The sequence below is a fragment of the Novosphingobium sp. ERW19 genome (assembly GCF_012641315.1).
Classification (GTDB): Bacteria; Pseudomonadota; Alphaproteobacteria; order Sphingomonadales; family Sphingomonadaceae; genus Novosphingobium.
In genome coordinates this window covers 448,152-472,116 of record NZ_JABAIC010000003.1, presented here as the reverse complement: position 1 = coordinate 472,116, position 23,965 = coordinate 448,152, and the positions used below count along the sequence as shown (strand labels likewise).

Below are 23,965 nucleotides of genomic sequence, written 5' to 3'. Positions count from 1 at the left end.
GAGAACGAAAATGCACAAATCCGGCCTGACTTCGGTCGATCTGGACGATTACGATCGTAAGATCCTCAAGGTCCTGCAGGCCGACGGTCGCATTCCCGTCACCGCGCTTGCCGAAAAGGTCGGCCTGTCCAAGACCCCCTGCCAGGTCCGCCTCAAGCGGCTGGTCGAAGGCGGCGTAATCCGCGGCTTCGCCGCCCAGGTCGATTACGCGCGCCTCGGCATGGACCACATCGCATTCGCCGAAGTGAAACTGTCCGACACCCGCGACAAGGCCCTCGCCGAATTCAACGCCGGCGTCCTGCGCATCCCCGAGATCGAGGAATGCCACATGATCGCCAGCAGCTTCGACTACCTCCTGAAAGTCCGCACCCCCGACATCCGCCGCTATCGCACCGTATTGGGGGAAAAGATCTCCGCCCTGCCCCACGTGGCAAGCACCTCGACCTTCGTGGCGATGGAGACGGTGAAGGAGTAAAGTGGGAGTGGAACCGATATCCTGTTAATTTAGAACCGAATTGCGGCGGCACTTTACTTGGTGCCCAAACCCTTTCGTCGCCCCGGGCTTGACCCGGGGGCCCGCTTTTCTTCTTGCGCTCCCTCGTAACCAAGAAGCGGGATCCCGGGCCAAGCCCACGATGACGGTGAAGGGTGGCGTTGAAGGACCTTGACAAAACGAACCATATAGGTTATACGCCTCGCCCACAGGTCAGGAGAGGGCACAAGGCCACCCCGCTCCTCTCCCTTCGGACGCCAACACATCGTGAAGGCTTCCGGCGCGATCGGTGCGGCAGGTGCGCGCGGGTTCAACGAGGGGCGTAAAGCCCAAGACCCACCGGGCAAGACCTGTCGTTACCCAAGGACAGACAGGACAACCCAGGGCTGATAGCACGGCGCCGAACCCTGAGCGACGCTGCGGATGCGGAACCCGCCATGATTGTGCGACTGTGTCAGCACAAACGACAGGTTCTTTTCACGCAGCCGCTTGCCAGAAGCCAAGGCAGCCCGCGAGCCGCTGCCAAAGCTTCGTCCTCTCACATATGTCCGCCCTCAGGCTGAGCCGACAAGGGGTTCGGAACCGCCCCCCCCGGCCACTCGCAACCGGTCCCGCGCCCTCCCCGCTGCGTGCCGCAACGGCACCGCACCGGTCGCGCGATCTGTGCTTTCCCCCCGGCGTTACCGTCCGCACTCGCCAGCGGATGATCGGCCATATCGCAAATCCCCGCTCATCTTGAGCCTGTCACCCCCTTGCCAAGACCCCACCCTGCCGCCAATCAGCGCCGATGCGCATCGCCTTGTTCGAACCCGAAATCGCCGGAAACGTCGGCGCCGTCATGCGGACTGGCGCGTGTCTTGGCGCCGAAATTCACCTGATCGAGCCGCTCGGCTTCCAATGGGACGACAAGCGCGTGCGCCGCGCCGCGATGGACTACATCGATCACGTGCGCGTCGTCCGCCACCCCGGCTTCACCGCCTTCCGCGAGGCGACCGGCCCCGGCCGCCTCGTCCTCTTCACCACCAAGAGCAGCGCCTCGATCTACGACTTCACTTTCGCGCCCAGCGACATCCTGCTGTTCGGCAAGGAAAGCGCCGGCGTGCCCGCAGAAATCTCCGACGTTGCCGATGCCCGCGTGCGCATCCCGATGCGGCCAGAGGTCCGCTCGATGAACCTCGCCACATCCGCCTCGATCGCGCTTGCTGAGGCCCTGCGCCAGACCGACGGCCTTCCTTAAAAGCTCAGCGAAAGCGCGAAAGGCTCGCCCTCGGCCAGCCCCTCCGCCTTGCGCACCGCCGCCTTGATCGGCACCATCCACCCTTGCGCCTTCGAAGGGAACGCCGAAGTCCGCCACTCGGTCTCGCCGACCCGCGCCACGACCTTGACCGAACCCCAGCCCGAACGCCGTCCGCTCTCCAGACGCTGCATCAGCGCGGTCGCCGAAAGCGCCTCGCCCACTGCACCATCGATACTGGCAAAGAACCAGTCGCCGCCGTTGGCACCCCCTGCCCAGCGCCACAGGGTTACAGTCAGAGCATGGTCTTCACCGGTCATTTGCGACGCCGCACCGGCACCTTGAGATTGCAGATGTCCACCCCGCCAGCTGGCTGGACATAGAACGCCTCGCGATGGTTGGCGCTCGCCTCGGCATAACTGCGGAAAGAAGCGCTTTCGGTTGAAAGGAACTCGTAAACCGGCATATCCACCACCTCGCTCGCCGGATGGACCGACAGGATCGGCGTCCGCTCGGCCGGATCGGCATAGACGCCCATCGGCGCAGGGCCGCGCGGCAGCGAGGACAGGAACTGCATCCCCTCGATCACCCGCCCGACCACAGCAAGGTTGCGATCCAGCTGGCGCGGCGCATGCCCGATCACGGCGTAAAGCTCGGCCCCGGTGCCGGTGTCGGGCGGCATGTCGCGCGCCACGCCGATGCTGCCATAGCAGTGCACCGGCCACGCACTCGGCCCCGCCTGCGATGCCGCCACCGGCCAGCCGCGATAGAAAAAGGTCTCGTCGGCGTAAGGATCGGAATCCTTCACCTTGGCCCCCTTGCGCGCCAGCGCATGCCACGCCGCATGCGTGCCTTCGATTGTCGCCAGCCAGCTATCGAGCTCTTCATGAGTCGTGCTGCGCTCAGGCCCTTCGGGCCTCACGACATAGCGCTCCTGCGGCACCTGCTCGATGTCCGCAGGCAGCGGCTTGGCCTTCGCCTTGTCCTCCCCATCGGCATCACCCCACTGCGACACCCAGTTGTCCTGCACGCGATAGACCGTCAGCCCATCCCACCAATGCGCTGCTGCGAGCTTACGGACATTGCCCACCCAGCCTTGCGAGAACGGCTCGGGCATCAGCTGGATCACCACGCGCCGGGGCTTGCCCTTGGCATCGGGTGCAAGGTCCATCACCAGCAGGTCATCGGGCGAAATCGCCTGCCAATCCGCCGCCGGGGAAGCTGCCACGACCTCCCCCGGAGACAGCGCAATGGCAGGCTTGGGAGCGGCGGGCGAAGCCGCAGCGGCGGCCAGTGCAAGAAGAAGCGACATAACTTCATCATTGCAGGAAGCCACGCCTTGCGAAAGCGATCTTGTGCGGCTAGGGGGCGCCTTCCAGAGCAAGATGCGGAGCGGTGGCCGAGTGGTCGAAGGCGCTCGCCTGGAAAGTGAGTATACGTCAAAAGCGTATCGAGGGTTCGAATCCCTCCCGCTCCGCCACTTACTGCATTTCAGCAGACTTTCACGAACCGGGATGAACGCCAGAAGTACCCGGGTTTCTTGGTGACACAGCATTCCGAGTGCGCTGATGTATCTTCATCAGCACGTTCCAGCGCAAGAGAGACGAGCCGGGTGTCGGCAATGCGCTCGACATCACATTCACCTCGCCGCTTGAACTGTCGGTTGTTATCTCCGGCCATGACCGCGCGGAATTTGTCCACGCTGCCGTGAAGGTGTCATCTGCTGGTGATGATCCGCAACGCATCTTCCAGCGAACGGAGAAACAACTGCACGTGCTCATCCTGGCAAACAAGCGGAGGGCGCACCTTGAGCACATCTTCGTCAGCCCCGGTGGTGCTGATGAGAACGCCGTTGTCACGCATGGCGTTTACGACGTCGAGCGCCATGGCGCGACGTTCGACGGGAGGGCTTGCTTCCATGCCGATGTCTATGCCGAAGAACAGGCCCGCGTTGCGAATGCCAAGAATGCCGCCTGTCCGGCTGGCAATCTGCTCGAGACCCTTTCGCAGGGTTTCACTGACCGTGAGGACGTTATCGAGGATGCGATCGCGCTGAAGAATTGTCAGGACTGCATCAGCCGTAGCAATGCCCACGGTGTTGCCAGCGAACGTATTCGAATAGCGCGCCGTGACACCGAACGTCTCGACCGGTCCGCGACGCCCGACAACCGCACCAATCGGGAAGCCGTTGCCCATCGGCTTGCCCAGGGTCACCAGGTCGGGGACAATGTCGTGGCGAGCGAACCCCCAGAAGTGGGCACCTGTTCGACCAAACCCGGGCTGAACCTCGTCAGCGATTACGAGGCCCCCTGCCTCCCGAACCGCCGCGACGGCGCCGTTGAGGAAACCCGGAGGGTCGATCCAGACCCCGTCGCTTGAAAAGATGCTGTCGAACATGAAGGCGGCGATGCCGATGCCGCGACGGCGCAGATCGTGAATCGCAGCGCGTACTTCAGCTTCGAAGAAATCATTCGCCTGCTCGTCGGGAATTCCACTCGGCCCAGGCAGGTTGACGATCCGCACCGAGGGGCTCAGGTTTACTGCATCACCAAGGTTCGGTGATACTGCTGCAACGGCGGCGCTGGTGCCGTGATAGGCATAGGCAGAAACGATGACGCCCTCATTGCCGGTGGCGAGGCGCGCAATCCGCAGCGCCAGATCGTTGGATTCACTGCCAGTGCAAGTGAATATCACGCGATCAAGCTCTGCCGGGAACGTATCGACGAGTCGCTCCGCATATTCCACGACACGCGGTTCGAGATAGCGGGTGTTTGCACTGAGGCGCGCAGCTTGCGCCGCCATCGCAGCGTTAATTTCGGCATTGCAGTGGCCCAAAGAGGGCACGTTGTTGTAGAAATCGAGATAGGGCTTGCCGTCAGGATCGTAGAGCCACATCCCCTCCCCGCGAACAAAGTGTACAGGTTTGCGGTACTGGAGCCGGTAAGATGCGCCCAGTACAGCGTCGCGCCGCGCGATAAGTGCTGCCTCCCGTTCGGGAAGTGAAACCTCGCCGGGGCGATAGCGGTTGGGCATCAGGTCGGTCGACATGGCGTGATTTCCGTTCGAAGAAGCGAGTTGAGGTGAGGCTCGCTTCAGGCGGCCTGGTTCATCGCACTGCGCACTGCCCTCTCTCCGGCATCGGCATCAAGCGCCGACAGGATCGCAAGGCCGGTCTGCGCGCGCAGTACGTTTTTCCTGATGTAACTGGCCTCATCCGGAAAGAGATCGGCCCGCCAATAATTGATCAGGATGAGCGCGCTCTGTCGCGCCCGCATCAACCTTACGAGCAGGCGCGCTTCAAGGGAGGTCAATGGTTGCACAGCGTGAAAGCCGGCAATCATCGCCGCCGCTCCACCCAATGGCTTGCCAGGATCGGTGACGAAGTGGCCGGCAGCGATCGCCAGATCCTGAATGCGCGGATTCAAGCTCCCGTCACCGAAGTCGATGAACGCAATCACGCCGTCTGTCAGGAACATGTTGTGCGGGCTGGGATCGTTGTGCGTGATCTGCCAATCCAGTTCACCGATGCGTGGTTCGACATGGGTCAGGTAGTCTGACAGAGCCGCCTTTACCTGGTCCGCCATGGAACCGGCAGGAAGGTAAGGCAGCAGCTCTTCCAGCCAGGGCCAAGTCCCGATCTGCCAGAGCACAGGTCGATCAGGCGCAGGCGCCTCCACGCCGCGCAACGATTGCCCCAGCCGAGCCAGTGTAGCACCGACCTGCGCCAGCAACTGTTCCGTCGATTCAAGCGCGTGCAGCGGCGTGCCCCCGATCCGGGTTTGCAAGTAACCGCAGACCGCTCCATCGGCAAACAGGCCCTTGCCGTCGATGGTGTCGAGAACGCGCGGAACCTGCACGTCCGAAACGTCCTCGAGCTGGCGCAGCACAGTACTCTGGAAACGGAAGCTGTTCTGTGCCTCGGGTCGATCCGAAAGCTTGAGGATCAACTGCTGGCCAGTCGCCACTTCGATAGCAAGGGTGCGCTCGAACTCCGAGGCAAGCAGAATGGCGGAACCCTTCAGCCCATAGTGGCGCTCCAGCAACTTGGGCGGGAGTTCGGCCGCAAGCTCGTAGGGCGACAGGGCGAGCAGCGCTGCCGCGGCGCGATACTCGGCTTCGCTCTTTGCCCTTTTGCGTGTTTCAACCGGAGGAGTGATCCCAGCCATTTGCCCGGTGCCTTTCAGAACCCGAAGACCGCAGGCAGCCTGGAAACGTCGGAAATCTCGGTGTACTCGTAGAAAGGGTTGGCTGGCTCGTGGCCGCGATTGACCCAAACCTTGCTCTTGATGCCGATATCGTAGGCCGACATCAGGTCGTGGCGGAACGAGGAAGACACGTGCGTGATTTCCTCCGGTCCGCAACCAAGCACGTCGAACATGTGTTCGAATGCGCGCAGGTGAGGCTTGTAGGCCCCGGCTTCCTCGGCAGTGATAACCGCATGAAACGGAGCACCAAGACGCGCGACATTTGACGAAATCTGCGACACCATCGAGTTTGTGAGAATGACCAGCGGGATGTGCTGCGCCAACCGTGCGAGGCCCTCGGGAACATCCGGGTGCGGTCCCCAGGTCGGAATCCGGCTGTAGATCAGTTCCGCATCTTCGGGCTTGAACGGCACACCGTTGCGGCGACAGGCGCGTGCAAGGGCATTGTGGACGACGTCGGCATAGGGCTTCCAGTCCTGCGAGACTTCGTCGATGCGATAAGCCTGGAAGTTGCGAATGAATTCGACCATGCGGGGCTCGTCGAGCATATCGCCGTAAAGCTCCCGCGCGACGTCGGCCATCTGGAAGTTGATGAGAGTGCCGTGACAATCGAAAGTCACGTACTTCGGGCGAAACAGGGCCATTTGCAAACCTCCGCGATTTCTCTGCGCAACGTCTACGGGCCGGAAAGCGGAAGGATGTGCTGAACTTTGGAATTCGACTGGCAAGATGAATCAGCCGAATCTTGAAATTCGTCAGATAAGGCTGTGCGCCTGTTCCGACGCTTATGCGGGCAAGGTCACGCTTCTTCGGGCAGGTTCGGCTCGAACAGTTCCCTGAGAGGCAGGATATCGCGCTCTATGGGGGATCCGAGCACTACGTAGCTCGATATCCGGCCAACTCCGGAATTACCCGCAGACAGCCGCTCAAGGACCTGGCTATATTGCGCGATGCTACGTGCGACGACACGCAACAGATAGTCATGCCCCCCGGTCACGTGATGGCATTCCATCACTTCGGGAATCTCGCGAGCGCGATCCAGGAACCTCTCGAAGTTGGCCCTGCGGTGGTTGGTCAGCGTCACTTCCGTGAATACGACAACATGTTCGCCAAGCTTGGCTAGCGCCAGCCGGGCACCATAAGAGCGGATCAGTCCGATGCTCTCCAACCGCTTTACGCGTTGCAGACAGGGACTGGCCGTCAGGCCGACGGCGTCAGCGAGCGCGAGGTTTGTGGCCCGGCCATTATGCTGCAGATGCGTGAGGATCCTGAAGTCGATCGCATCGAGCATATCCATTTTGTCCCATCCCTCCGTTTCGGCAGTGTGGATCAGCGCTTGGGCTTGTTCACACTACCGAGTTGCATCGGAATTTTCGCGCGTTGCGATCTGCTCATCGCCTGGGATCTGCTGACTGAGCAACTGTTTGAAGCACAAGCTTGGACGAATTGCAGATGAATGTTCTCGTCAGGTGGTCGAAGTGGTCGACCGTTTCCGGCCTTCGCGTGCTCAGCGTGCCCTGAGGACCTTCTCCACCTCGTCGCATATCTGCTGAACGGAGAATGGCTTGGCGAGAAAGTGCATGTTCGGGATATCGATCTCGCGGCGAAGCTGCTCCTCGGCATAGCCCGACATGAAGAGGAACGGCAGGTCTGGACGCAGGGCCCGAATCTCACGGGCCATGGCCGGGCCGTCCATCGTCGGCATGACCACGTCGGACACGACAAGATCGAACTGGCCCCGGCCGATCGCCTCAAGCCCTTCCTCGCCATCGGCCGCCGTGGTCACCTCATAGCCCTGGCGGACGAGCGCGCGTTCCGCAACGGCACGAACGGTGTCTTCATCTTCGACCAGCAGGATCCGGCCGCCGCCTGACCATTCCCGCTTCGGTTCAGGGCTTGCCAACTGGCGCGCGGGCGCTTCGCTGGCATCGGGTACATGGACCGGAAGATAGATGCTGAAGCGGGTGAACTTGCCCACCTCGCTTTCGGCAAAGATGAAGCCGCCGGACTGCTTCACGATGCCATAGACGGTGGAAAGGCCAAGGCCGGTGCCCTTGCCTTTCTCCTTGGTGGTGAAGAAAGGCTCGAAGATCTTGCCGATCTGCGACGGCTTGATGCCGTGACCATTATCTTCGACGATCAGCGCAGTGTAATCCCCCAGCGGCAGGATCTCGCTCTTCATGGCGCGAACGTCAGCCGCCGTTACCCGCCGGGTCATCAGCTTGACCACGCCGCCGCCCTTGGCGCCCGTGGCGGCAAGCTTGTCGTTGATGGCATCACGTGCGTTGACGGCGAGGTTCAGCAGCACCTGTTCAAGCTGTGTGGGGTCGGCACGAACAAAGCCGAGGTCGCGATCGTGCACGACTTCGAGCGTGATCTTCTCGCCGATCAACCGTTTGAGGAGAGCGGAAACCTCGGCCACGACGTCGGGCAGTTGCAGCACCTGCGGCCGCAAAGTCTGCTGGCGCGAGAACGCAAGAAGCTGGCGCGTGAGCGATGCTGCGCGGTTCGAGTTGGCCTTGATCTGCTGGATATCGTCGTAATCGCTGTCGCCAGGCGTGTGGCGCATCAGCATCAGATCGCAGTAGCCGATGATCGCAGTCAGCACGTTGTTGAAATCGTGCGCCACGCCCCCGGCAAGCTGGCCGACGGCCTGCATCTTCGTCGCTTGGGCAATCTCCCGCTTGAGCCGGGTCTCTTCCGAGGAATCCTTGAGGCTGAGCAAGACGGCCCCTTCCCCAAGCCCGCGCACGCCGGCAAGGCTGAGCGAGACCGGCTCATCCGGTGCGGCGCGCAACCGCACGGCAACGTCGCCCGCGGTCGCCTGCCCTTGCGCATAACGGCGCACGGCATCGACCAGCGCGCCCTTGTCTTCCCTGATGACAAGGTCGGACGGGTAAGGCGGCGGGATCGTGTCGTCGTGTCCGGCCGCGCGCAGGAATGCGGCGTTGGCAAAGAGGAAGCGCCCGTCACGGTCGGTCATCGCCAGGCCGAGCGGCAGGCGCGCAAGCAGCGCTTCGATCTGCGGCAGGCCCGCCGTGACATCGCCGATGCCCTGCCCGAAGCCGCCATTGTCAATCAGCAGGAACAGCGAAGTCGTGCGCGATGGATCGGTATTGGCGACGCCATCGGGATCCGCCACCGGCACGTGGACCAACTTGACCGGCGTGCCCTTGCCGCCCTCGCGGGCGTAGTAGATCCGGTCGCTTTCGTCGCTGGCGAGGAATGAGACGAAATCGGCACCCGCCATCTGGGCACTGACCGAGCCGGTCGCGCGCTGGGCAAAGGCCGCGTTTGCGGCAAGGATCACGCCCTCGGGCGAGACCACCGCCGCCTGCAACCCTTCGCGCGCGAGCGCGCGGCCAACCTTGCCGGCGATGTGCGCCGCCATGTCTGCCACGAGATCCGGGGTCACAACCGGGGCGAAGCGCCAGACGAGGTAGTCCTCGCCGCGCCCCACGCGCACAACTTCCGCCGTCCAGGTGCCTTGGCTCGAAGCAACGCCATCGGCCTTTGCCGAGCCATCTCGCCACGCAGCGCGCGTCGCCGCTTCGAGCAGCTCGACCGAGCCGCGCTCTACCGGAAGACGTGGCGGTGCCGCGGAAATTCCGAACCAGGCGCCCATCAGGCCATTCGCACAGACCAGCCGCCCGGCTCTGTCAGTAATGGCAATGCCCACGTCGTCGCGCGCAATCGCGGCATTGGTGACCGTCCAGTCCGGCACGGCGAAATCCTGCGGTGCAGCGTCCTGTGTCGGGCGAATGGCAACGCGCAAGGCTGCGCCGATGACTGTGACTCCTCCGACAAACCCGGCGGCGAGCAGGGGCTGCCCGGAGATACCCCAGAGCGCTCCGGCGCTTGCCGCCACTGCACCTGCAAGCGTAAGCCAATCGCGCAAGGGCACGGTCGGCGTGACCACAGCCGCCCCTTCGCTGGCCACGTTTGCCATCAGTCGGGAAAGTCCCGCGCGGCCGCCCGCATGTTGCGCACCTTGCGCTTGTGCGCGGTCCACCAGCGCCAGCCGAACGCTGCGAAGACATAGCCGATCACGGCCGAGACAATGGAGATCAGGAAGAGCCCGATGACCAGCGAGGGCGCGGCATCGGACCCAAGCCAGACAAGCCACTCGCTCAAGCCCGCCCCCTTCGTCACCATGGCCTGCACGGTCGAGAAGTCCGCGTGGAACCCGAAGCTGTTGCCCACGGCAATCGCGCCCGGAAGGAACACGAACAGCGTCGTCGGCGGGATCGAGATGAAGGTCATCAGCACGGCGAGCGGGATGTTGCCCCGGCACGGCACGCACATCAAGGCCGCACCGATGATCTGGATGCCGGGAATCAGCGCGAAGATGCCGATGAACAGGCCTGCGGCCACGCCACGGGGCACCGAACGGCGCGTGAAGCGCCACAGTTCATGGCGGGCGGCAAGCGGGCGCGCGAAGCGGTTCTGCTCCATCTGCTCGCGCGTCGGCATGTTGGCCCGCGCCCAGTTGACGATCCGCTCGAACATTGCGCGCCTGTTGTACCCGTTTCCCGTCTGCCCCGCCACGGGCCGATTCTTGCGCTCTAGGACGTATTTCCTTGCCGGTCGGTGAAGTGGATCACCCGGATCGACCTATCCGTGGTCCTTCATGATCCGCGCCTTGTCACGCTTCCAGTCGCGGTCCTTCATGGTGGCGCGCTTGTCCGCCACGTTCTTTCCCTTGCACAGCGCCAGTTCGACCTTGGCGCGGCCACGGCTGTTGAAGTAGATCGACAGCGGGACCAGCGTCATGCCCTTGCGCTCGACCGCACCTGTAAACTTGGCGATCTGCCGCTCTTTCAGCAGCAGCTTGCGCGGGCGCTTGGGCACGTGGTTGAAGCGGTTGCCGTGGCTGAATTCGGGCACATTGGAGTTGACCAGCCAGACCTCGCCGCCCTTCACCTCGGCATAGCTTTCGGCGATCGAGCCTTCGCCGAAGCGCAGCGATTTAACCTCGGTCCCGGTCAGGCAGATGCCCGCCTCGTACTTCTCCTCGATGAAGTATTCGAAGCGGGCGCGCCGGTTCTCGGCGACCACTTTGGTTTTATCGAATTCGGGATGTACGGGGCGTGCCATGATGCTGCTGCATGTAGGCGCTGGCCCGACAAAGCGGAAGGGGAACTTCGCACTTTGTCGGGCAGCGGTTTTCCGGACGCGACGCGTCAGATCAGGCCGGCATGCTCCAGCGCTGCGTCGACCGCCTTGCGCGCCGCTTCGTTGCACGGGACCATCGGCAGGCGCAGCTCGTCCGAGATGTCCGGGAAGAGGCGGCTGAGCGCGTACTTGACCGGGCCCGGCGAGGCGTCCTCGAACATCGCGTAGTGCAACGGATAGAGCTTGTCGTTCAGCTCGCGCGCCTTCTCCAGGTCGTTGGCGGCGCAAGCGGCCTGGAACTCGGCACAAAGCTTGGGCGCGACGTTCGCGGTGACCGAGATGCAGCCGACGGCGCCGGCGGCATTGGCGGGCAACGCCAGTTCATCGTCGCCCGAAAGCTGGCAGAAGTGCTGGCCGATGCCCATGCGGTGATCGGTGACGCGCGACAGGTCGCCGCTGGCGTCCTTGATGCCGACGATCTTGTCAGGATAGCGCTTGGCCAGTTCGCAGACCGTTTCCGGCAGGATGTCGGTCACCGTCCGGCCGGGCACGTTGTAAAGCACGATCGGCAGGTCGTTGTGCTCGGCAAGGTAGCTGAAGTGGGCGATGATGCCCGCCTGGCTCGGCCGGTTGTAGTAAGGCGCGACGCAGAGCGCGGCCTGCGCGCCGCACTTCTTCGAGAAGTTCATGTGCAGCAGGGCGTTCATCGTGTCGTTGCTGCCGCATCCGGCGATCACCGGCACGCGGCCCGCCGCCTGTTCGACGCAGACTTCGATGACGCGGTGATGCTCGGCGTTCGACAGGGTCGAGGCCTCGCCGGTGGTGCCGCAAGGGACCAGCGCCGACGATCCGTTCTCGATCTGCCAGTCGACGAGGCGACGAAACGCTTTCTCGTCAAACGCTCCATCGCGAAATGGAGTCACTAGGGCCGGAATCGAGCCGGAAAACATGGACAATACCCCTCGGTTTACCCCATGATGCGGTTCGGTTCATCGTGATCCGAACCCACAGGGGCGCTGTTCAGCGCGTGATAAGGAGCCGCTCCATAGTATGTCCGGCATGGACGTGAAAGCCTTGATGTTGCGCTGGGGGTTTGCCGGGGTTCTGCTCCAGACGGTCGTCGCCTCGAGCGCAGTGCACGCAAGCGGCGCTGAAGGTGCCGATGGATCCGACTGGGACCGCGCCCGTGCCAACCTGACGGCCAGCCAAGGCGGGCCGATGATGGCAGCGGTGGAGCGGTGGAAGCTGCTGACCAGTTCCAACCGCTTCGGCTTTTCCGAATATTCCAGCTTCGTCCTGTCCTATCCGGGCTTTCCGGACGAGGAGAAGCTGCGCCGCTATGCCGAGCTTTCGCTGGAGCGAGACTTTGCCGAGCCTTCGCGGCTGGTCGCCTATTTCAGCCAGAAACCACCGCTGACCAACCTTGGCCGCGCGCAATATGCACTGGCGCTGACGCAACTGGGCCGGCCCGAAGCGCGGGAAGTTGCACGGGCGGCCTGGCGCGGCGGGGCGATGACCGATGCTGCCGAAACCGCGCTGCTGGCGGCATGGGGCACGAGCTTCACGCCTGACGATCACGATGCGCGGATGGATGCGCTGCTGTGGTCCGGCGCCACCGATCAAGCGGCACGGCAGATCGTCTGGGTCAGCCCGGCGCGCAAGGCGATAGATGCGGCGCGGCTTGCGGCGATGCAGGGTGGCGATCCCTATGGTTTGCTGGCTGGTGTGCCGGCGCAACAGTTCAACGCCGATCCGGGCTTCATCTTCCAGCGAGCGCGGCAGTTGCGCAAGTCCGGTCAGGGCGCGGCGGCGCGCGATCTGCTGGCCAATCGCCCCTTGCTGGCACGGCAGCCGCTGGACCGCGACAAGTGGGTCGAGGAGCTGCTGGTAAATGCGCGCGGCGCGGCAACATCGGGCGATGCGCGCGCGGCCATGCGCATCGCCGCGGGGATCGACGATGCCTTTGCGCCCGGCGAGGATGTCAGCCAGCTGAACTATGGGCTGCGTGACGACTACACCTCTTTGATGTGGCTTGGCGGCACGCAGGGGTACTTCAACACCGGCGATTATGCCGGGGCGGCACCGCTGTTCTGGCGCTATGGCGCGGCAGCACGGACGCCGGGGACCCGCTCGAAGGGCTTCTACTGGGCCGGAAAGGCGGCGGCGCGCGCTGGTCAGCAGGCCGAGGCGCGGCGCTATTTCGAGATGGCGGCGCAATATGGCGACCAGTTCTATGGCTTGCTGGCGCTGGAGCGGCTGGGCCGTCCGGTGCCGCAATACGCCAAGGATTCGGACGTACAGGTTTCCGCGGACCAGCGCAGCCGGTTCTACAGCCAGCCACTGACGCTCGCCGTGCGCGAGGTCGCTCGCAATGGCGACTGGAAGACGACGGTACGTTTCTTCAAGGAAGTGGCCGAGCAGCAGCAGACCGAAGCGCAGCACATGATGGTGGCAAACTTGGCGCGCGAACTGGGTCGGCGCGATCTCGGCGTGATCGTCGGGCAAGCGGCGGCAGCCCGCGGCTACCTCGATTTCCAGCACATTGCCTTCCCGCTGATCCCGGTGCCGCCGGGCTATGAAAGCAAGTGGACCGGCATCCACGCGATCAGCCGCCAGGAAAGCCAGTTCGCGCAGAACGCGGTCAGCCACGCGGGCGCGCGGGGCCTGATGCAGCTGATGCCGGGGACGGCGAACGAGCAGGCGGGCAAGCTAGGCCTGTCGTACAATGCTTCGTCGCTGACGCAGGATGCCGGATACAACATTCAGCTGGGCTCAGGCTATTTCCAGCGGATGCTCGACTATTATCGCGGGTCATGGCCGCTGGCGGTGGCGGCTTACAATGCTGGCCCCGGCAACGTGAACAAGTTCCTGCGCGCCAATGGCGACCCGCGCAACGGCGGGATCGACTGGGTGGAATGGATCGAGAAGATCCCGCTCTCCGAAACCCGCAACTACGTCCAGCGCGTGCTGGAAAACGCAGTGGTCTACGAGGCGATGAACCCGCAGTACGCGAGCTATCGGGGGAGCAATCCGATGAGCTACTTTATTGGCAAGCGGGAGCCGGGGTGATCAGTTCTGGCGGCATAGATTCGACGTGGTCTGCCTGACATAAACCAGCCGAGCGCCATCCGATGCATAGACTTCAAAGCGTCCGGAATAATCGCGGGGATGCCTAACGCGATTTCGATTCTTCCCTTCTTCAGGCAGAAGTGCCCAGAAATAGCCGATGCCCATTGTTTGTTCGAAACGGTAGTGCCCGTCGGCTTGCGGTTTAAGCTTTAACGCTGGCCTGACGCTTAGCTGATAGCTCGTTTTTGACTGTTGCGGCTCGTAGCTCAATCTCGGCGCCGAAGCTTGCATAATGCGAATTGTCGACAGACCTATCTCGAGCGCCGGAGCGCCGGGCGCAGCATAGCAACCAACGACCATGCCGGGTTGCAAATTTTCTCTTTTTGCAAAGAACGCAATAAAGATCATCGGTACGGTTACGGCCCCGATGGTAATTGCAAGAACAGTGCTGCGAACGCGGAGGGGGACGCCAGAGAGGAGACTTGATGCCATCGCTCAAAACATACACCCGCTTGAAACCGTAACAACCGCGAACCTCGCTGCAAGGGCAACAGAGCCCGGGATGACGGGTTAGTGTTGAGGCCGCCGTTCTCGATCCTCCCTGTTCTTGCGATGCACAAACGGGGAGGTGTCAGCGGCGTAGCCGATGACGGAGGGGTTCCTAGCCTTCCCCTCCACCACCCGCTGCGCGGGCGGTCCCCCTCCCCATTTGTCCTGCGGAAAAACGGGGAGGATTTGTTGTCTCTGTTTTCGTCCTCGCCCACAAGCGGGGCATGAAACCTGACGGCCACCCCATCACTCCCGCCGGATTTGCAGCCCTGCGCGCGCGCTATGATCATCTCCTTGGCACCGAACGCCCCGCCATCGTCGAGATCGTCAGCTGGGCCGCCGGCAATGGCGACCGGTCGGAGAACGGTGATTATCTTTATGGGCGCAAGCGGATGCGGGAGATTGATCGGGAGTTGGCGTTTCTCGCGCGGCGGATGAAGGCGGCGCGGGTGGTCGATCCGGCGCGACAGGAGGATCGAACGCGGGTGCTGTTCGGGGCCTGTGTCGAGATTGCCGACGAGGACGACAACCGCAAGGTGCTGACGCTGGTGGGGGATGATGAGCAGGATGCCTCGAAAGGGCTGATCGGGTGGAGCGCGCCGATTGCCAAGGCCTTGCGCGGGGCGCGGGTCGGGGATCTCCGCGTCGTCCGGCTGCCTTCGGGCGAGAAGGAGTGGGAAATCATGAGCGTTTCCTATCCCAACGCCTGACGCTATTAGCATGCCCATGAAACGGGGTCGCTTCTACATCATGCGCCACGGCGAGACGGTCTATAATGCGACGCGTCGGCTGCAGGCCAACCACATCCATACGCCCTTGACGCGGCAGGGCTTCGAGCAGGCGGTGGCGATGGGCTGCGCGCTGCGGCAGGAACTGGGCGAGCGGCCGCAGGTGACGCTGCATATCTCCGACACCGGCCGCGCGCTGCAGACGGCGGCGCTGATCGCCGAGGAACTGGGCCTCGACTGGTTTGCCGGGCAGCGGACCATGGATCTAAAAGAAATCGACATGGGATCGTGGTGCGGCCGGTCCTACAGCGATGTCGAGGACGAGGTCGGCCCAATCGTGATCGAGGACCACCTTCTGCGCCCTGCCCCCGATGGCGAGGACTATCCGATGATCGCGGCACGTCTCAACCGCTGGCTCGATGGACTGGCGGACGAGAGCGGCGATCACATCGTGGTGATGCACGGCATCTCGAGCCGCGTGCTGCGCGGGATCATGGCGGGCCATCCGGTGCATCCCGTCCACGGCGCGCCGATCGCGCCGTCGCTGGTGCAAGGTTCGATCGCGCTGGTCGAGAACGGCGAGGAGCGCGTGCTTTACGGTTCGGAACGCGGGATCGAGCACGCCTGATGGGCGATGTCGTGAACCTGCGCAGCGTGCGCAAGGCCAAGGCGCGGGCCTCTCGCGAAGTGGAGGCGCAAGCGAACCGCGCGAAGTTCGGGCGGACCAAGGGTGACAAGCTGCGCGAGGCGCAGGACGCCGAGCGGGCCGCAAAGCTCCTCGACGGCGCGAAACGGGAGGAGCCGTGAGGCGGCTGCTGGTTCTGGCGGCGCTGGCGCTGGGCGGGACGGCGGTGGCGCGTGACAGCCTCGGCGTGTTCGGCACCTGGGGCGCGTTCCGCGATCCGGGCGTGCCGCGCTGCTATGCGATTGCCATGGCCGAGAAGGTCAACGGCCGCAAGCAGGCGTTCCAACCTTACATGACTGTCGGCTTCTGGCCCAAGCGCGGCATTCGCGGGGCCGTACACATTCGGTTGGCACGGCGGCTCGCGCCGGGTTCGTCTGTCAACGTCTCGTTTCCGGAAGCGAACTTCACTTTGCAGGCAGGTCAGGCCGATGCATGGCCCATGGACCAGCGCGCCAATGCCGGGATCATCGCCGCGATGCGCAGCGCGCCGCGCGTGGTGGTGACGGCGCAAGGCGCGGACGGGAAGCGCTTTCGCGATGTCTACCCGCTCAATGGCGCTGCCTCGGCCCTGGACGCCGCAGCGCTGGGCTGTGCGGGATAGGAAAAGGGCGAGCCGTGCGGCCCGCCCTTCCCTTTGCTTGTCAGCGTGACGCTTAGAAGCGGACGCCGACGCCAGCCATCACCGAGTGACGGTCAGTATCGATGTTGAAGCGGCTCGAATCCGGCGTGTTGCCGTTGAAGTCGAATTCGCCTTCGCTGTAGTTCGAATACTTGTACTCGAGCTTCACGAACGAGTTGGTGCCAAGCTTCTGCTCGACGCCCGCACCGACGCGGTAACCATCGGTGTCGAGACGCTGGCGCAGGTTGGTGGTGCCGTCAGTGCCCTGCAGGTTGAAGCGGGCGTTGCTGTAGCCACCCTTGACATAGACCATCGTGCTCGGGCTCATCGCATAGCCGAGGCGGGCACCGAAGTAGTACTGGCGACCAGCATCAACGCGGCCGAGGTTGAACACGGTCGGCTGGCTGTTGTTGTAATCGCGGCTGGCGCTGCTGTCGGTGATTTCGGCTTCCGCACCGGCAACAAGGTTGGTGCCAAGCGGAATGTCGTAACCGATCGCACCGCCGTATTCGACGCCGTCGATCGACTGCTTGATGTCGCGGGTGGTGTCGATGTCCTCGCTGCTGCCCGAGCGGATGTGGTCATACCCGACAAGGGCTTCGGCGTGGAAGCCGCTGAACGCCTCGGCAGGGGTAGCGTCCTGCGCGTACGCAGGGGCGGCGGCGATGGCAGTGCCGGCGGCGAGGATTGCGCAGATCTTCTTCATGTCTCACTCCATTCGAAACTTCCTGCCGGTCCTGTTGTCGATTGCGACCCGACAGTGACCGGTGGAATGAGCGGAACTGCATCCGGTTTCCTGAACCTCACACAACAGGAAACCGTGACATTTCAGCCACATAAATTTCGATGATTTGAGCCTCACAGGCGATGAAATGCCGGAACGGGAGCGCACGTGAGGCGTTCGCGCGAGCCTCGGTTTGCGCCTGACGCCACGAATCACTATATGCGCGCGATGCAGAGCCAGATCGATCCCAGCCCCTCGCTTCCCGCCAACATGCCCATCGCCGGGCACGTTGATCCAGTTCCCGTGCCGCGCGAGGTGACGCCGCGCGAGGATGGCCGGGTGGACCTGATCGGCTTGCCCAAGAAGCAGATCGCCTCCCTGTTCGAGGCTGCCGGCCTGGATGCCAAGGCGGCAAAGCTGCGCGCGAAGCAGGTGTTCCACTGGCTGTATCATCGCGGCGTGACAGACTTCGACGCGATGACCGACATCGCCAAGACCATGCGCCCGTGGTTGGCCGAACGCTTCGTTATCGGTCGCCCGGACATCGTCGAGGCGCAGGTTTCGACCGACGGCACCCGCAAGTGGCTGCTGCGGACGGCGGACAAGCACGATTTCGAAATGGTGTTCATCCCCGACGCCGATCGCGGCACGCTGTGCGTTTCGAGCCAGGTCGGCTGCACGCTCAACTGCCGCTTCTGCCACACCGGCACGATGCGTCTGGTGCGCAACCTGACGCCGGGCGAAATCGTCGGCCAAGTCATGCTCGCGCGCGATGCGCTGGGCGAATGGCCCAAGGCTGGTGGCACGATGGCCGGGCTGGATTTCGACGATGAAGACGAGGAAGCGGCCAGCGCCTACACCCCCGATGGCCGCCTGCTTACGAACATCGTGATGATGGGCATGGGCGAGCCGCTCTACAACTTCGACAATGTGCGCGATGCGCTCAAGCTGGTGATGGACGGCGATGGCCTTGCGCTGTCCAAGCGCCGCATCACGCTTTCGACGAGCGGCGTCGTGCCGATGATGGAGCGCTGCGGCGAGGAGATCGGGGTAAACCTCGCGGTCTCTCTCCACGCGGTGACGAAGGATGTGCGCGACGAGATCGTGCCCATCAACCGCAAGTACGGCATCGACGAGTTGCTGCAGGCCTGCTCCGATTATCCCGGCGCTTCGAACGCCCGCCGCATCACGTTCGAATACGTGATGCTCAAGGACAAGAACGACAGCGACGATGACGCACGCGAACTGGTGCGTCTGATTCGCCAGTACAAGCTGCCGGCCAAGGTCAACCTGATCCCGTTCAATCCCTGGCCCGGTGCGCCCTATGAGTGCTCCAGCCCGGAGCGGATCAAGAGCTTTGCCAACATCGTTTTCGAAGCGGGGATCAGCGCGCCGGTGCGCACCCCGCGCGGGCGGGATATCGACGCAGCGTGCGGCCAGCTGAAGACGGCGGCGGAGAAGAAGAGCCGCGCCGAGCTTGACCGTCTTGCTGAAGAGAAGATGGCAGCGCTGGGCTGACCGGTCAGCCGACCTTGCGTTGAACCACCGGCTCGGGCTCGCTCCTGACCGGTGGAATGCCGGCCACGGCTGCGATGCGTCCGCCCTCGTCGAGCCTGAGCGGCATGGAGAATTCCACGCCCATGCGGTCATCGCTTGACCAGCGGCAAGTTGCCGTGACCGCGTGGTTCTCAGCCAGCAGCACCCGGAAGATGGTTCCCGGCGGCACGTTCCACAAACCTTCGATCAGCGCGCCGGTCTGGCTGATATTGCGGACCATCGCGTTGTAGCGATGGCCGCCGTGATCGAGCACGACCTTGCGCAGCATCGACTGGCGGGCGGCACGCGCGGACCGTGGCCCTTGCGCGATAGCCATGAGACCGGTTGAAAGGCGGGCAGCGGCGTTCATCGCCGACAGCGGCCTCTCGTAGATATAACCCTGGACGTGGCTGCAACCCAGCATGCGGACGAGGTCCAGCTCGTCCAGCGTCTCGACGCCTTCGGCCGTCGTTTCCATGCCCAGCGCCTCGGCAAGGCTGACGATCGAGGCGATGATTGCGCCATTGCGGCTGCCCGGTTGGGTCGCACCGCGAACGAAGCTCTGGTCGATCTTGATCTTGTCGAACGGCGCCGATCGCAAGTAGCCGAGCGAGGAATAGCCCGTGCCGAAATCGTCCAGTGCCAGGCGCACGCCAATGGCCTTCAACGACTTGAACATCTGGTCGGTGCCCTCGTCGTCGTTGAGGAACACGCTCTCGGTGATTTCCAGTTCAAGGCGTTCTGCTGCCACCTGCGAGCTCGCCAGCGCGTTGGTGACGATCACCGGGAGCGACGGATTGGCGAACTGCAGTGGCGAGACGTTTACAGCGACGCGCACGTTCTCGGGCCAGCGGGCAAGGTCCTGGCAGGCGGTGCGCAAGGCCCACTCACCGATTGGCGCGATCAGGCCGGTATCTTCCGCTATGGGTATGAACCGGCTCGGGCTGATCCAGCCATGCTCGGGATGGTTCCAGCGCAGCAGCGCCTCGAAACCGGTGATCTTCTCGGTCGCGGTCTGCACGACAGGCTGGTAGTAAAGTTCGAGACCGCCGTTCGAGACCGCATCGCGCAGGTCTTCCTCCATCTGGCGGCGCTCTTCAGCATCGCTGTGCAGGTCCGGCGCATAGAAGTGGAACCGGCCGCGCCCGCCATCCTTGGCGGCATAGAGCGCCAGGTCGGCATTGCGGATCAGTGCCTCGCTGGTCACGCCATCGTCCGGGGCCAGCGCAATGCCGACAGACGCGCCGATCATCACGCGACTGCCCTCGATCGAATAGGGCTGCGACAGGCTCTCGATGATGCGATGCGCCAGATGGCCGAGTTGCTCACGCTCGATCTTGCCAGGCAGGATGACCTGAAATTCATCGCCACCAAGGCGACCGACGCGGCCCATCTTGCCGACAACCCGCTCCAGACGCTGCGCCACCTGCTTGAGCAGAGCATCTCCGGCAGGATGGCCGAGCGTATCGTTCACCTGCTTGAAGCGATCCAGATCGAGCAGGAAAACCGTGCAGGCCCGTTGATGCATTTGCGGAGCGAGGAGGATCTTCTCCAGCGTCTGCGACATGCGGAAGCGGTTGGACAGGCCTGTCAGCGAATCGAAATGCGCAAGCCGCGAAGCATGCTCCTGCGAGCGGCGCTTCTCGGTAAGGTCGGTGCCCGAGCCGCGGAAACCGGTGAAGTTGTTGAACGTGTCGTAAGTCGGCCGGCCGGTAATCGACCACCAGCGTTCCTCTTCCGCTGTCGCTGCCCGCACCGCAAGTTCGCCGAAGCTGGATCGCGCAGAGAGGTGAAAGGCCAGCGTTCGCTCGCCTTCGCCCGATTGCTCGGACAGGTTAAACAGCTCGGCAAAGGGACGCCCGATCAGATCGTCGACCTTGCGACCGAGAATCTCGGCAACAGGCGTGGACAGATATGTCAGCTGGCCACGGCGATCGGTTTCCCAGAACCAGCCCTGCCCCGTCTCCTCATAGTCGGAAAGGATTTCCTGCGCGCGGGTGGATGCGCGCTGGTCGTTTTCCTGCTTCTCGCGGAGCAACAGGTCGATCTTGCGCTGGCGCAAGTAGGCCGCCACGGAAATTGCCACGCCGACGAGCAGGGAGAAGTACCCGCCGAACGTGCTTGCGACGCAGGTAACGCCCGACCACACGGAGATCTGCGCGGCCAGCACGCCGACCAGACGTCCCGAAAGGACCACTGTCGCCAGCAGCGACACCGTTGCCACGGCGACGAGGCAGTAGAACCATTCGATCTGGCCGGAAGCGCCCCAGACGCCCATCGCAGAGCCAAAAAGGAACATCGGCAAGGCTACCGCTGCGCCCATCAGCGCCATCCGCGGCCCGGTCTCCATCTGGTTCTGCGCTTCATGGCGCACCGCGAGCTTCGACAAATGCGTGGCAATCGCGGCGACCACGGCCAGAAGCGCCGCCAGCGGGTTCGGAATCACGAGGTTAAAGCAGGCAACCAGCAGCGGAAGCGCCAGCATGACATAGGCCATTTGCGGCCATTCCGGTGCAATCAGCCGATTGGACGAATCGCTGCCAAACAGAAAACTGGCCCCCGCTTCGGGCGCGGCCGGCGCGGCGGTGCGTTCCCGCCGACGCGTACGCGCGAAGTCGCGCGTGGCAGTTTGCCTGTTTGATTGAGTTGCAGTGTCTCCCGGCATGACCCGTGTTTGCACGACCGTGCTTTGAGAAAGCGTTAAGCGATCCGTATTCGTGTACTTTTGCTGCGAGTGCGAAGGTGCTAGTCAGCGTCTGGAGCGTGGGGACAAAGTGAACAGTACACCGAAACAGTCAAAGATCGGCGTTGCCGGTCGTCGCCTCAACATCGCGCGCTGGCACGAAGGGGCCGGCAGGGGCCGACATCGCCCGCTGCTAATGCTCAACGGCATCGGCATGAACCTCGAACTGCTTGCTCCGGTCGCCCGCGGCCTGCCAGAGCGCGAGGTGATCTGCTTCGACATGCCAGGCATCGGCGGCTCTCCCGATCCGGTCCTGCCCTACACGATACCGAGCATGGCGCTGACCACGGCGTCGCTGCTCGATCTCCTGGGCATCGAACAGGTTGATATCCTCGGGATCAGTTGGGGCGGCGCGCTGACCCAGCAGTTCGCCTTCCAGCACCGCGCCCGGACCGGCCGGATCGTTCTTGCGGCAACGGCATCAGGCGGCGCGACAATGGTGCCCGGCAACAGCTCCATGCTCGCCCACCTGTCCGATCCGCGCGAGTACACGGTCGAGCGGACGCTGCGCCGGAACCTCGCCTCGATCTACAACGGCGGCGGCAGCGGCAAGGTTTCGCTCAATGCGGCCAAGGCGCCGTCGCCGCTCGGTTTCTCATACCAGATGATGGCGTTTGCCGCCTGGAGCAGCGTGCCGTTCCTGCCGCTTCTGTCCATGCCGGTGATGGTCATGGCGGACGAGGAGGACCAGCTGGTCCCACCCTCGAATGCCCATTTCCTCCACAACGCGATCCCGCACAGCCGGATCGAGATGTTCCACGGTGGTGGTCACCTGTTCATGCTCTCCCAGCGCGACCGCTTCATCGAAAAGCTGCGCGCCTTCCTTGACGAGGATATCCACCACAGCTGATCGTGTACTTCGCTGGCCCGCTTTCCTTTTGCTGTCTTGACGATAGCATCGGCCAAAGACTCGAAAGGCTGAGGAGAGGCCATGCGGCATATCGCGATCGTCGGTTCGGGACCGGCCGGGTACTACACCGCGGAAGCCGCGCAAAAGCAGTGGGGCGATGACGTCCTCATCGACATTTTCGACATGCTGCCCGTGCCTTACGGTCTCATTCGCTTCGGGGTTGCCCCTGATCACCAGTCGATCAAGGGTGTAACCCGGCGCTACGAACAGACCGCCCTTGCCGACAACGTTCGCTTCGTCGGCAACGTCAAGGTTGGCCAGGACGTCTCGATTGCGGAACTGCAGGGCCTGTATGACGCGGTCGTGCTCGCCACCGGCGCTCCGCGTGACAAGGACATCGGCGTTCCGGGCGACCATCTGAAAAACGTATTCGGCAGCGCGGCCTTCGTCGGCTGGTACAATGGCCACCCCGAATTCGCCGCGCTCGACCCCGACCTCTCCGGCCACACCGCGGTGGTCATCGGCATGGGCAACGTGGCGCTCGACGTGACGCGCATTCTTTCCAAGACGCGCGAGGAGTTTGCCGGAAGCGACATCGTGGCGCATGCGCTCGAAGGGCTGATGGCATCGAAGATCAAGCGCATCGTCATTCTCGGACGGCGCGGACCTCACCAGATCATGATGACGCCCAAGGAACTGGGCGAGCTTGGCCACCTTTCCCGCACTGCGCCGTGGGTCGACCCGCGCGACTTGCCCGAGGAAGTGGAGGACGCGCTGCTCGAACCGGGCATCCGCAAGTCCGTGACACATCTGCGCTCGTTCGCGGCGATCCCGGAAAGCCACCGCGCCGACCTGCCGCTGGAGGTGGAGTTCGATTTCTTCGCCTCGCCCCGGGGCCTTATCGGCGAAGGCAAGGTGCGGGCGATTTCCGTCGAGCGGACCCGTATCGAGGCGGGCCGCGCCGTGGGTACGGGCGAGTTCTACGAGATACCGGCAAACCTCGTGATCTCGTGCATTGGCTATCAGACCTCGCCGATCGAGGGCGTGCCATTCGACGATCGCGCCGGCCGCTTTGCCAATGACGAAGGGCGCATCCTCCCCGGCCTCTATTGCGTGGGCTGGGCGCGGCGCGGGCCTTCGGGCACGATCGGCACCAACCGTCCGGATGGCTTCGGCGTGGTTGAAATGATCGCCGAGGACTTTCCGCAAGGCCAGCGCAAGACCGGGCGCGTGGGCTTCGATGCCCTGGCAGTCGCGCGCAAGCTGGACGTGGTCAGTTTCGATGACTGGAAGAAGATCGAGGAAGCCGAGACGTCCCGCGCACGGGAGGATGCCCCGCGCGAGAAGTTCGTCGACGTCGAAGAGATGATCAGGGCCAGCGGCCACGATTGATGCAACGCCTTGCCCGCACGGTT

At 63.6% G+C, this 23,965-nt stretch carries 24 protein-coding genes and 1 tRNA gene; 11 read left to right on the top strand and 14 right to left on the bottom strand.

Annotated elements, in window-relative coordinates; all coding sequences use genetic code 11:
• Positions 1–10 precede the first annotated feature (10 nt).
• Positions 11–475 carry an Lrp/AsnC family transcriptional regulator gene (locus HGI46_RS08395; protein WP_168903788.1) on the top strand — a complete coding sequence of 155 codons (465 nt, stop codon included), beginning with the start codon at positions 11–13 and terminating at the stop codon, positions 473–475.
• 805 nt (positions 476–1,280) lie between these two features.
• Entirely contained in the window at positions 1,281–1,730 is a 450-nt protein-coding gene (locus tag HGI46_RS08390; RefSeq protein WP_168903787.1) for a tRNA (cytidine(34)-2'-O)-methyltransferase, read from the top strand.
• Here HGI46_RS08390 and HGI46_RS08385 read toward each other — a convergent pair.
• Positions 1,727–2,047 (bottom strand): DUF1905 domain-containing protein, encoded by a 321-nt coding sequence (locus tag HGI46_RS08385; RefSeq protein ID WP_168903786.1) that lies wholly within the window; start codon positions 2,045–2,047, stop codon positions 1,727–1,729. The genes HGI46_RS08390 and HGI46_RS08385 overlap by 4 nt on opposite strands.
• Complete coding sequence (locus HGI46_RS08380) at positions 2,044–3,039, bottom strand: peptidylprolyl isomerase (protein ID WP_168903785.1); 996 nt, start codon at positions 3,037–3,039, stop codon at positions 2,044–2,046. Before HGI46_RS08380 ends, HGI46_RS08385 begins: the two co-directional genes overlap by 4 nt.
• A 77-nt stretch (positions 3,040–3,116) precedes the next feature.
• Here HGI46_RS08380 and HGI46_RS08375 point away from each other — a divergent pair.
• Positions 3,117–3,207, top strand: a tRNA-Ser gene (locus tag HGI46_RS08375).
• Between the two features lie 11 nt (positions 3,208–3,218).
• Here HGI46_RS08375 and HGI46_RS21875 read toward each other — a convergent pair.
• The 9 genes from HGI46_RS21875 to dapA all read right to left on the bottom strand — a co-directional run bounded on the left by HGI46_RS21875 (position 3,219) and on the right by dapA (position 11,997).
• Positions 3,219–3,428, bottom strand: a complete 210-nt coding sequence (locus tag HGI46_RS21875; protein WP_206065601.1) for a hypothetical protein — start codon at positions 3,426–3,428, stop codon at positions 3,219–3,221.
• 15 nt (positions 3,429–3,443) lie between these two features.
• A complete protein-coding gene (locus HGI46_RS08370) occupies positions 3,444–4,775 on the bottom strand; it encodes an aminotransferase class III-fold pyridoxal phosphate-dependent enzyme (protein WP_168903784.1) in 1,332 nt (443 codons plus the stop codon).
• A gap of 44 nt (positions 4,776–4,819) precedes the next feature.
• Entirely contained in the window at positions 4,820–5,893 is a 1,074-nt protein-coding gene (locus HGI46_RS08365; protein ID WP_168903783.1) for a phosphotransferase, read from the bottom strand.
• 14 nt (positions 5,894–5,907) lie between these two features.
• On the bottom strand, positions 5,908–6,576 hold the full coding sequence (locus tag HGI46_RS08360; RefSeq protein WP_168903782.1) for a haloacid dehalogenase type II: 669 nt from the start codon (positions 6,574–6,576) through the stop codon (positions 5,908–5,910).
• Between the two features lie 155 nt (positions 6,577–6,731).
• Positions 6,732–7,229 carry an Lrp/AsnC family transcriptional regulator gene (locus HGI46_RS08355; RefSeq protein ID WP_168903781.1) on the bottom strand — a complete coding sequence of 166 codons (498 nt, stop codon included), beginning with the start codon at positions 7,227–7,229 and terminating at the stop codon, positions 6,732–6,734.
• A 210-nt stretch (positions 7,230–7,439) separates the two neighbouring features.
• A complete protein-coding gene (locus tag HGI46_RS08350) occupies positions 7,440–9,881 on the bottom strand; it encodes a response regulator (protein WP_205525165.1) in 2,442 nt (813 codons plus the stop codon).
• Positions 9,881–10,441: a DUF2062 domain-containing protein gene (locus HGI46_RS08345; protein ID WP_118074714.1), complete on the bottom strand. Its 561-nt coding sequence runs from the start codon at positions 10,439–10,441 to the stop codon at positions 9,881–9,883. Before HGI46_RS08345 ends, HGI46_RS08350 begins: the two co-directional genes overlap by 1 nt.
• A gap of 105 nt (positions 10,442–10,546) precedes the next feature.
• The gene (gene smpB, locus HGI46_RS08340) at positions 10,547–11,029 is read right to left on the bottom strand and encodes an SsrA-binding protein SmpB (RefSeq protein ID WP_118073514.1); all 483 of its coding nucleotides are present in this window, start codon (positions 11,027–11,029) and stop codon (positions 10,547–10,549) included.
• A gap of 86 nt (positions 11,030–11,115) precedes the next feature.
• Positions 11,116–11,997: a 4-hydroxy-tetrahydrodipicolinate synthase gene (gene dapA / locus HGI46_RS08335; protein ID WP_168903780.1), complete on the bottom strand. Its 882-nt coding sequence runs from the start codon at positions 11,995–11,997 to the stop codon at positions 11,116–11,118.
• A gap of 100 nt (positions 11,998–12,097) precedes the next feature.
• Here dapA and HGI46_RS08330 point away from each other — a divergent pair, with 100 nt between their 5' ends.
• Complete coding sequence (locus HGI46_RS08330; RefSeq protein ID WP_168903779.1) at positions 12,098–14,116, top strand: lytic transglycosylase domain-containing protein; 2,019 nt, start codon at positions 12,098–12,100, stop codon at positions 14,114–14,116.
• On the opposite strand, the gene HGI46_RS08325 is transcribed toward HGI46_RS08330, so the two are convergent.
• A complete protein-coding gene (locus HGI46_RS08325) occupies positions 14,117–14,524 on the bottom strand; it encodes a hypothetical protein (protein WP_168903778.1) in 408 nt (135 codons plus the stop codon).
• Between the two features lie 365 nt (positions 14,525–14,889).
• On the opposite strand from HGI46_RS08325, the gene greB reads away from it, so the two are divergent.
• Genes greB through HGI46_RS08305 form a run of 4 tightly spaced genes read left to right on the top strand, consistent with a single transcriptional unit; the run spans position 14,890 to position 16,679 of the window.
• Entirely contained in the window at positions 14,890–15,375 is a 486-nt protein-coding gene (gene greB, locus HGI46_RS08320; protein WP_168903777.1) for a transcription elongation factor GreB, read from the top strand.
• A gap of 16 nt (positions 15,376–15,391) precedes the next feature.
• On the top strand, positions 15,392–16,021 hold the full coding sequence (locus HGI46_RS08315; protein WP_168903857.1) for a phosphoglycerate mutase family protein: 630 nt from the start codon (positions 15,392–15,394) through the stop codon (positions 16,019–16,021).
• Entirely contained in the window at positions 16,021–16,200 is a 180-nt protein-coding gene (locus HGI46_RS08310) for a DUF4169 family protein (RefSeq protein WP_118073510.1), read from the top strand. The genes HGI46_RS08315 and HGI46_RS08310 overlap by 1 nt, the downstream gene beginning before the upstream one ends.
• Entirely contained in the window at positions 16,197–16,679 is a 483-nt protein-coding gene (locus tag HGI46_RS08305; RefSeq protein ID WP_168903776.1) for a hypothetical protein, read from the top strand. The genes HGI46_RS08310 and HGI46_RS08305 overlap by 4 nt, the downstream gene beginning before the upstream one ends.
• Positions 16,680–16,731: 52 nt before the next feature.
• Here the strand turns inward: HGI46_RS08305 and HGI46_RS08300 are convergent, their stop codons facing one another.
• On the bottom strand, positions 16,732–17,403 hold the full coding sequence (locus tag HGI46_RS08300) for a porin family protein (RefSeq protein WP_118073508.1): 672 nt from the start codon (positions 17,401–17,403) through the stop codon (positions 16,732–16,734).
• Positions 17,404–17,640: 237 nt separating this feature from the next.
• Here HGI46_RS08300 and rlmN point away from each other — a divergent pair, with 237 nt between their 5' ends.
• Complete coding sequence (rlmN, locus tag HGI46_RS08295; RefSeq protein WP_168903856.1) at positions 17,641–18,939, top strand: 23S rRNA (adenine(2503)-C(2))-methyltransferase RlmN; 1,299 nt, start codon at positions 17,641–17,643, stop codon at positions 18,937–18,939.
• Between the two features lie 4 nt (positions 18,940–18,943).
• On the opposite strand, the gene HGI46_RS08290 is transcribed toward rlmN, so the two are convergent.
• On the bottom strand, positions 18,944–21,454 hold the full coding sequence (locus HGI46_RS08290) for an EAL domain-containing protein (protein WP_240946640.1): 2,511 nt from the start codon (positions 21,452–21,454) through the stop codon (positions 18,944–18,946).
• Between the two features lie 277 nt (positions 21,455–21,731).
• Between HGI46_RS08290 and HGI46_RS08285 the strand changes: the two genes are divergently transcribed.
• Together HGI46_RS08285 and HGI46_RS08280 are read left to right on the top strand one after the other, a co-directional pair.
• Positions 21,732–22,550, top strand: a complete 819-nt coding sequence (locus tag HGI46_RS08285) for an alpha/beta hydrolase (protein ID WP_346766694.1) — start codon at positions 21,732–21,734, stop codon at positions 22,548–22,550.
• An 81-nt stretch (positions 22,551–22,631) separates the two neighbouring features.
• Complete coding sequence (locus tag HGI46_RS08280; protein WP_118073506.1) at positions 22,632–23,942, top strand: FAD-dependent oxidoreductase; 1,311 nt, start codon at positions 22,632–22,634, stop codon at positions 23,940–23,942.
• Positions 23,943–23,965 lie beyond the last annotated feature (23 nt).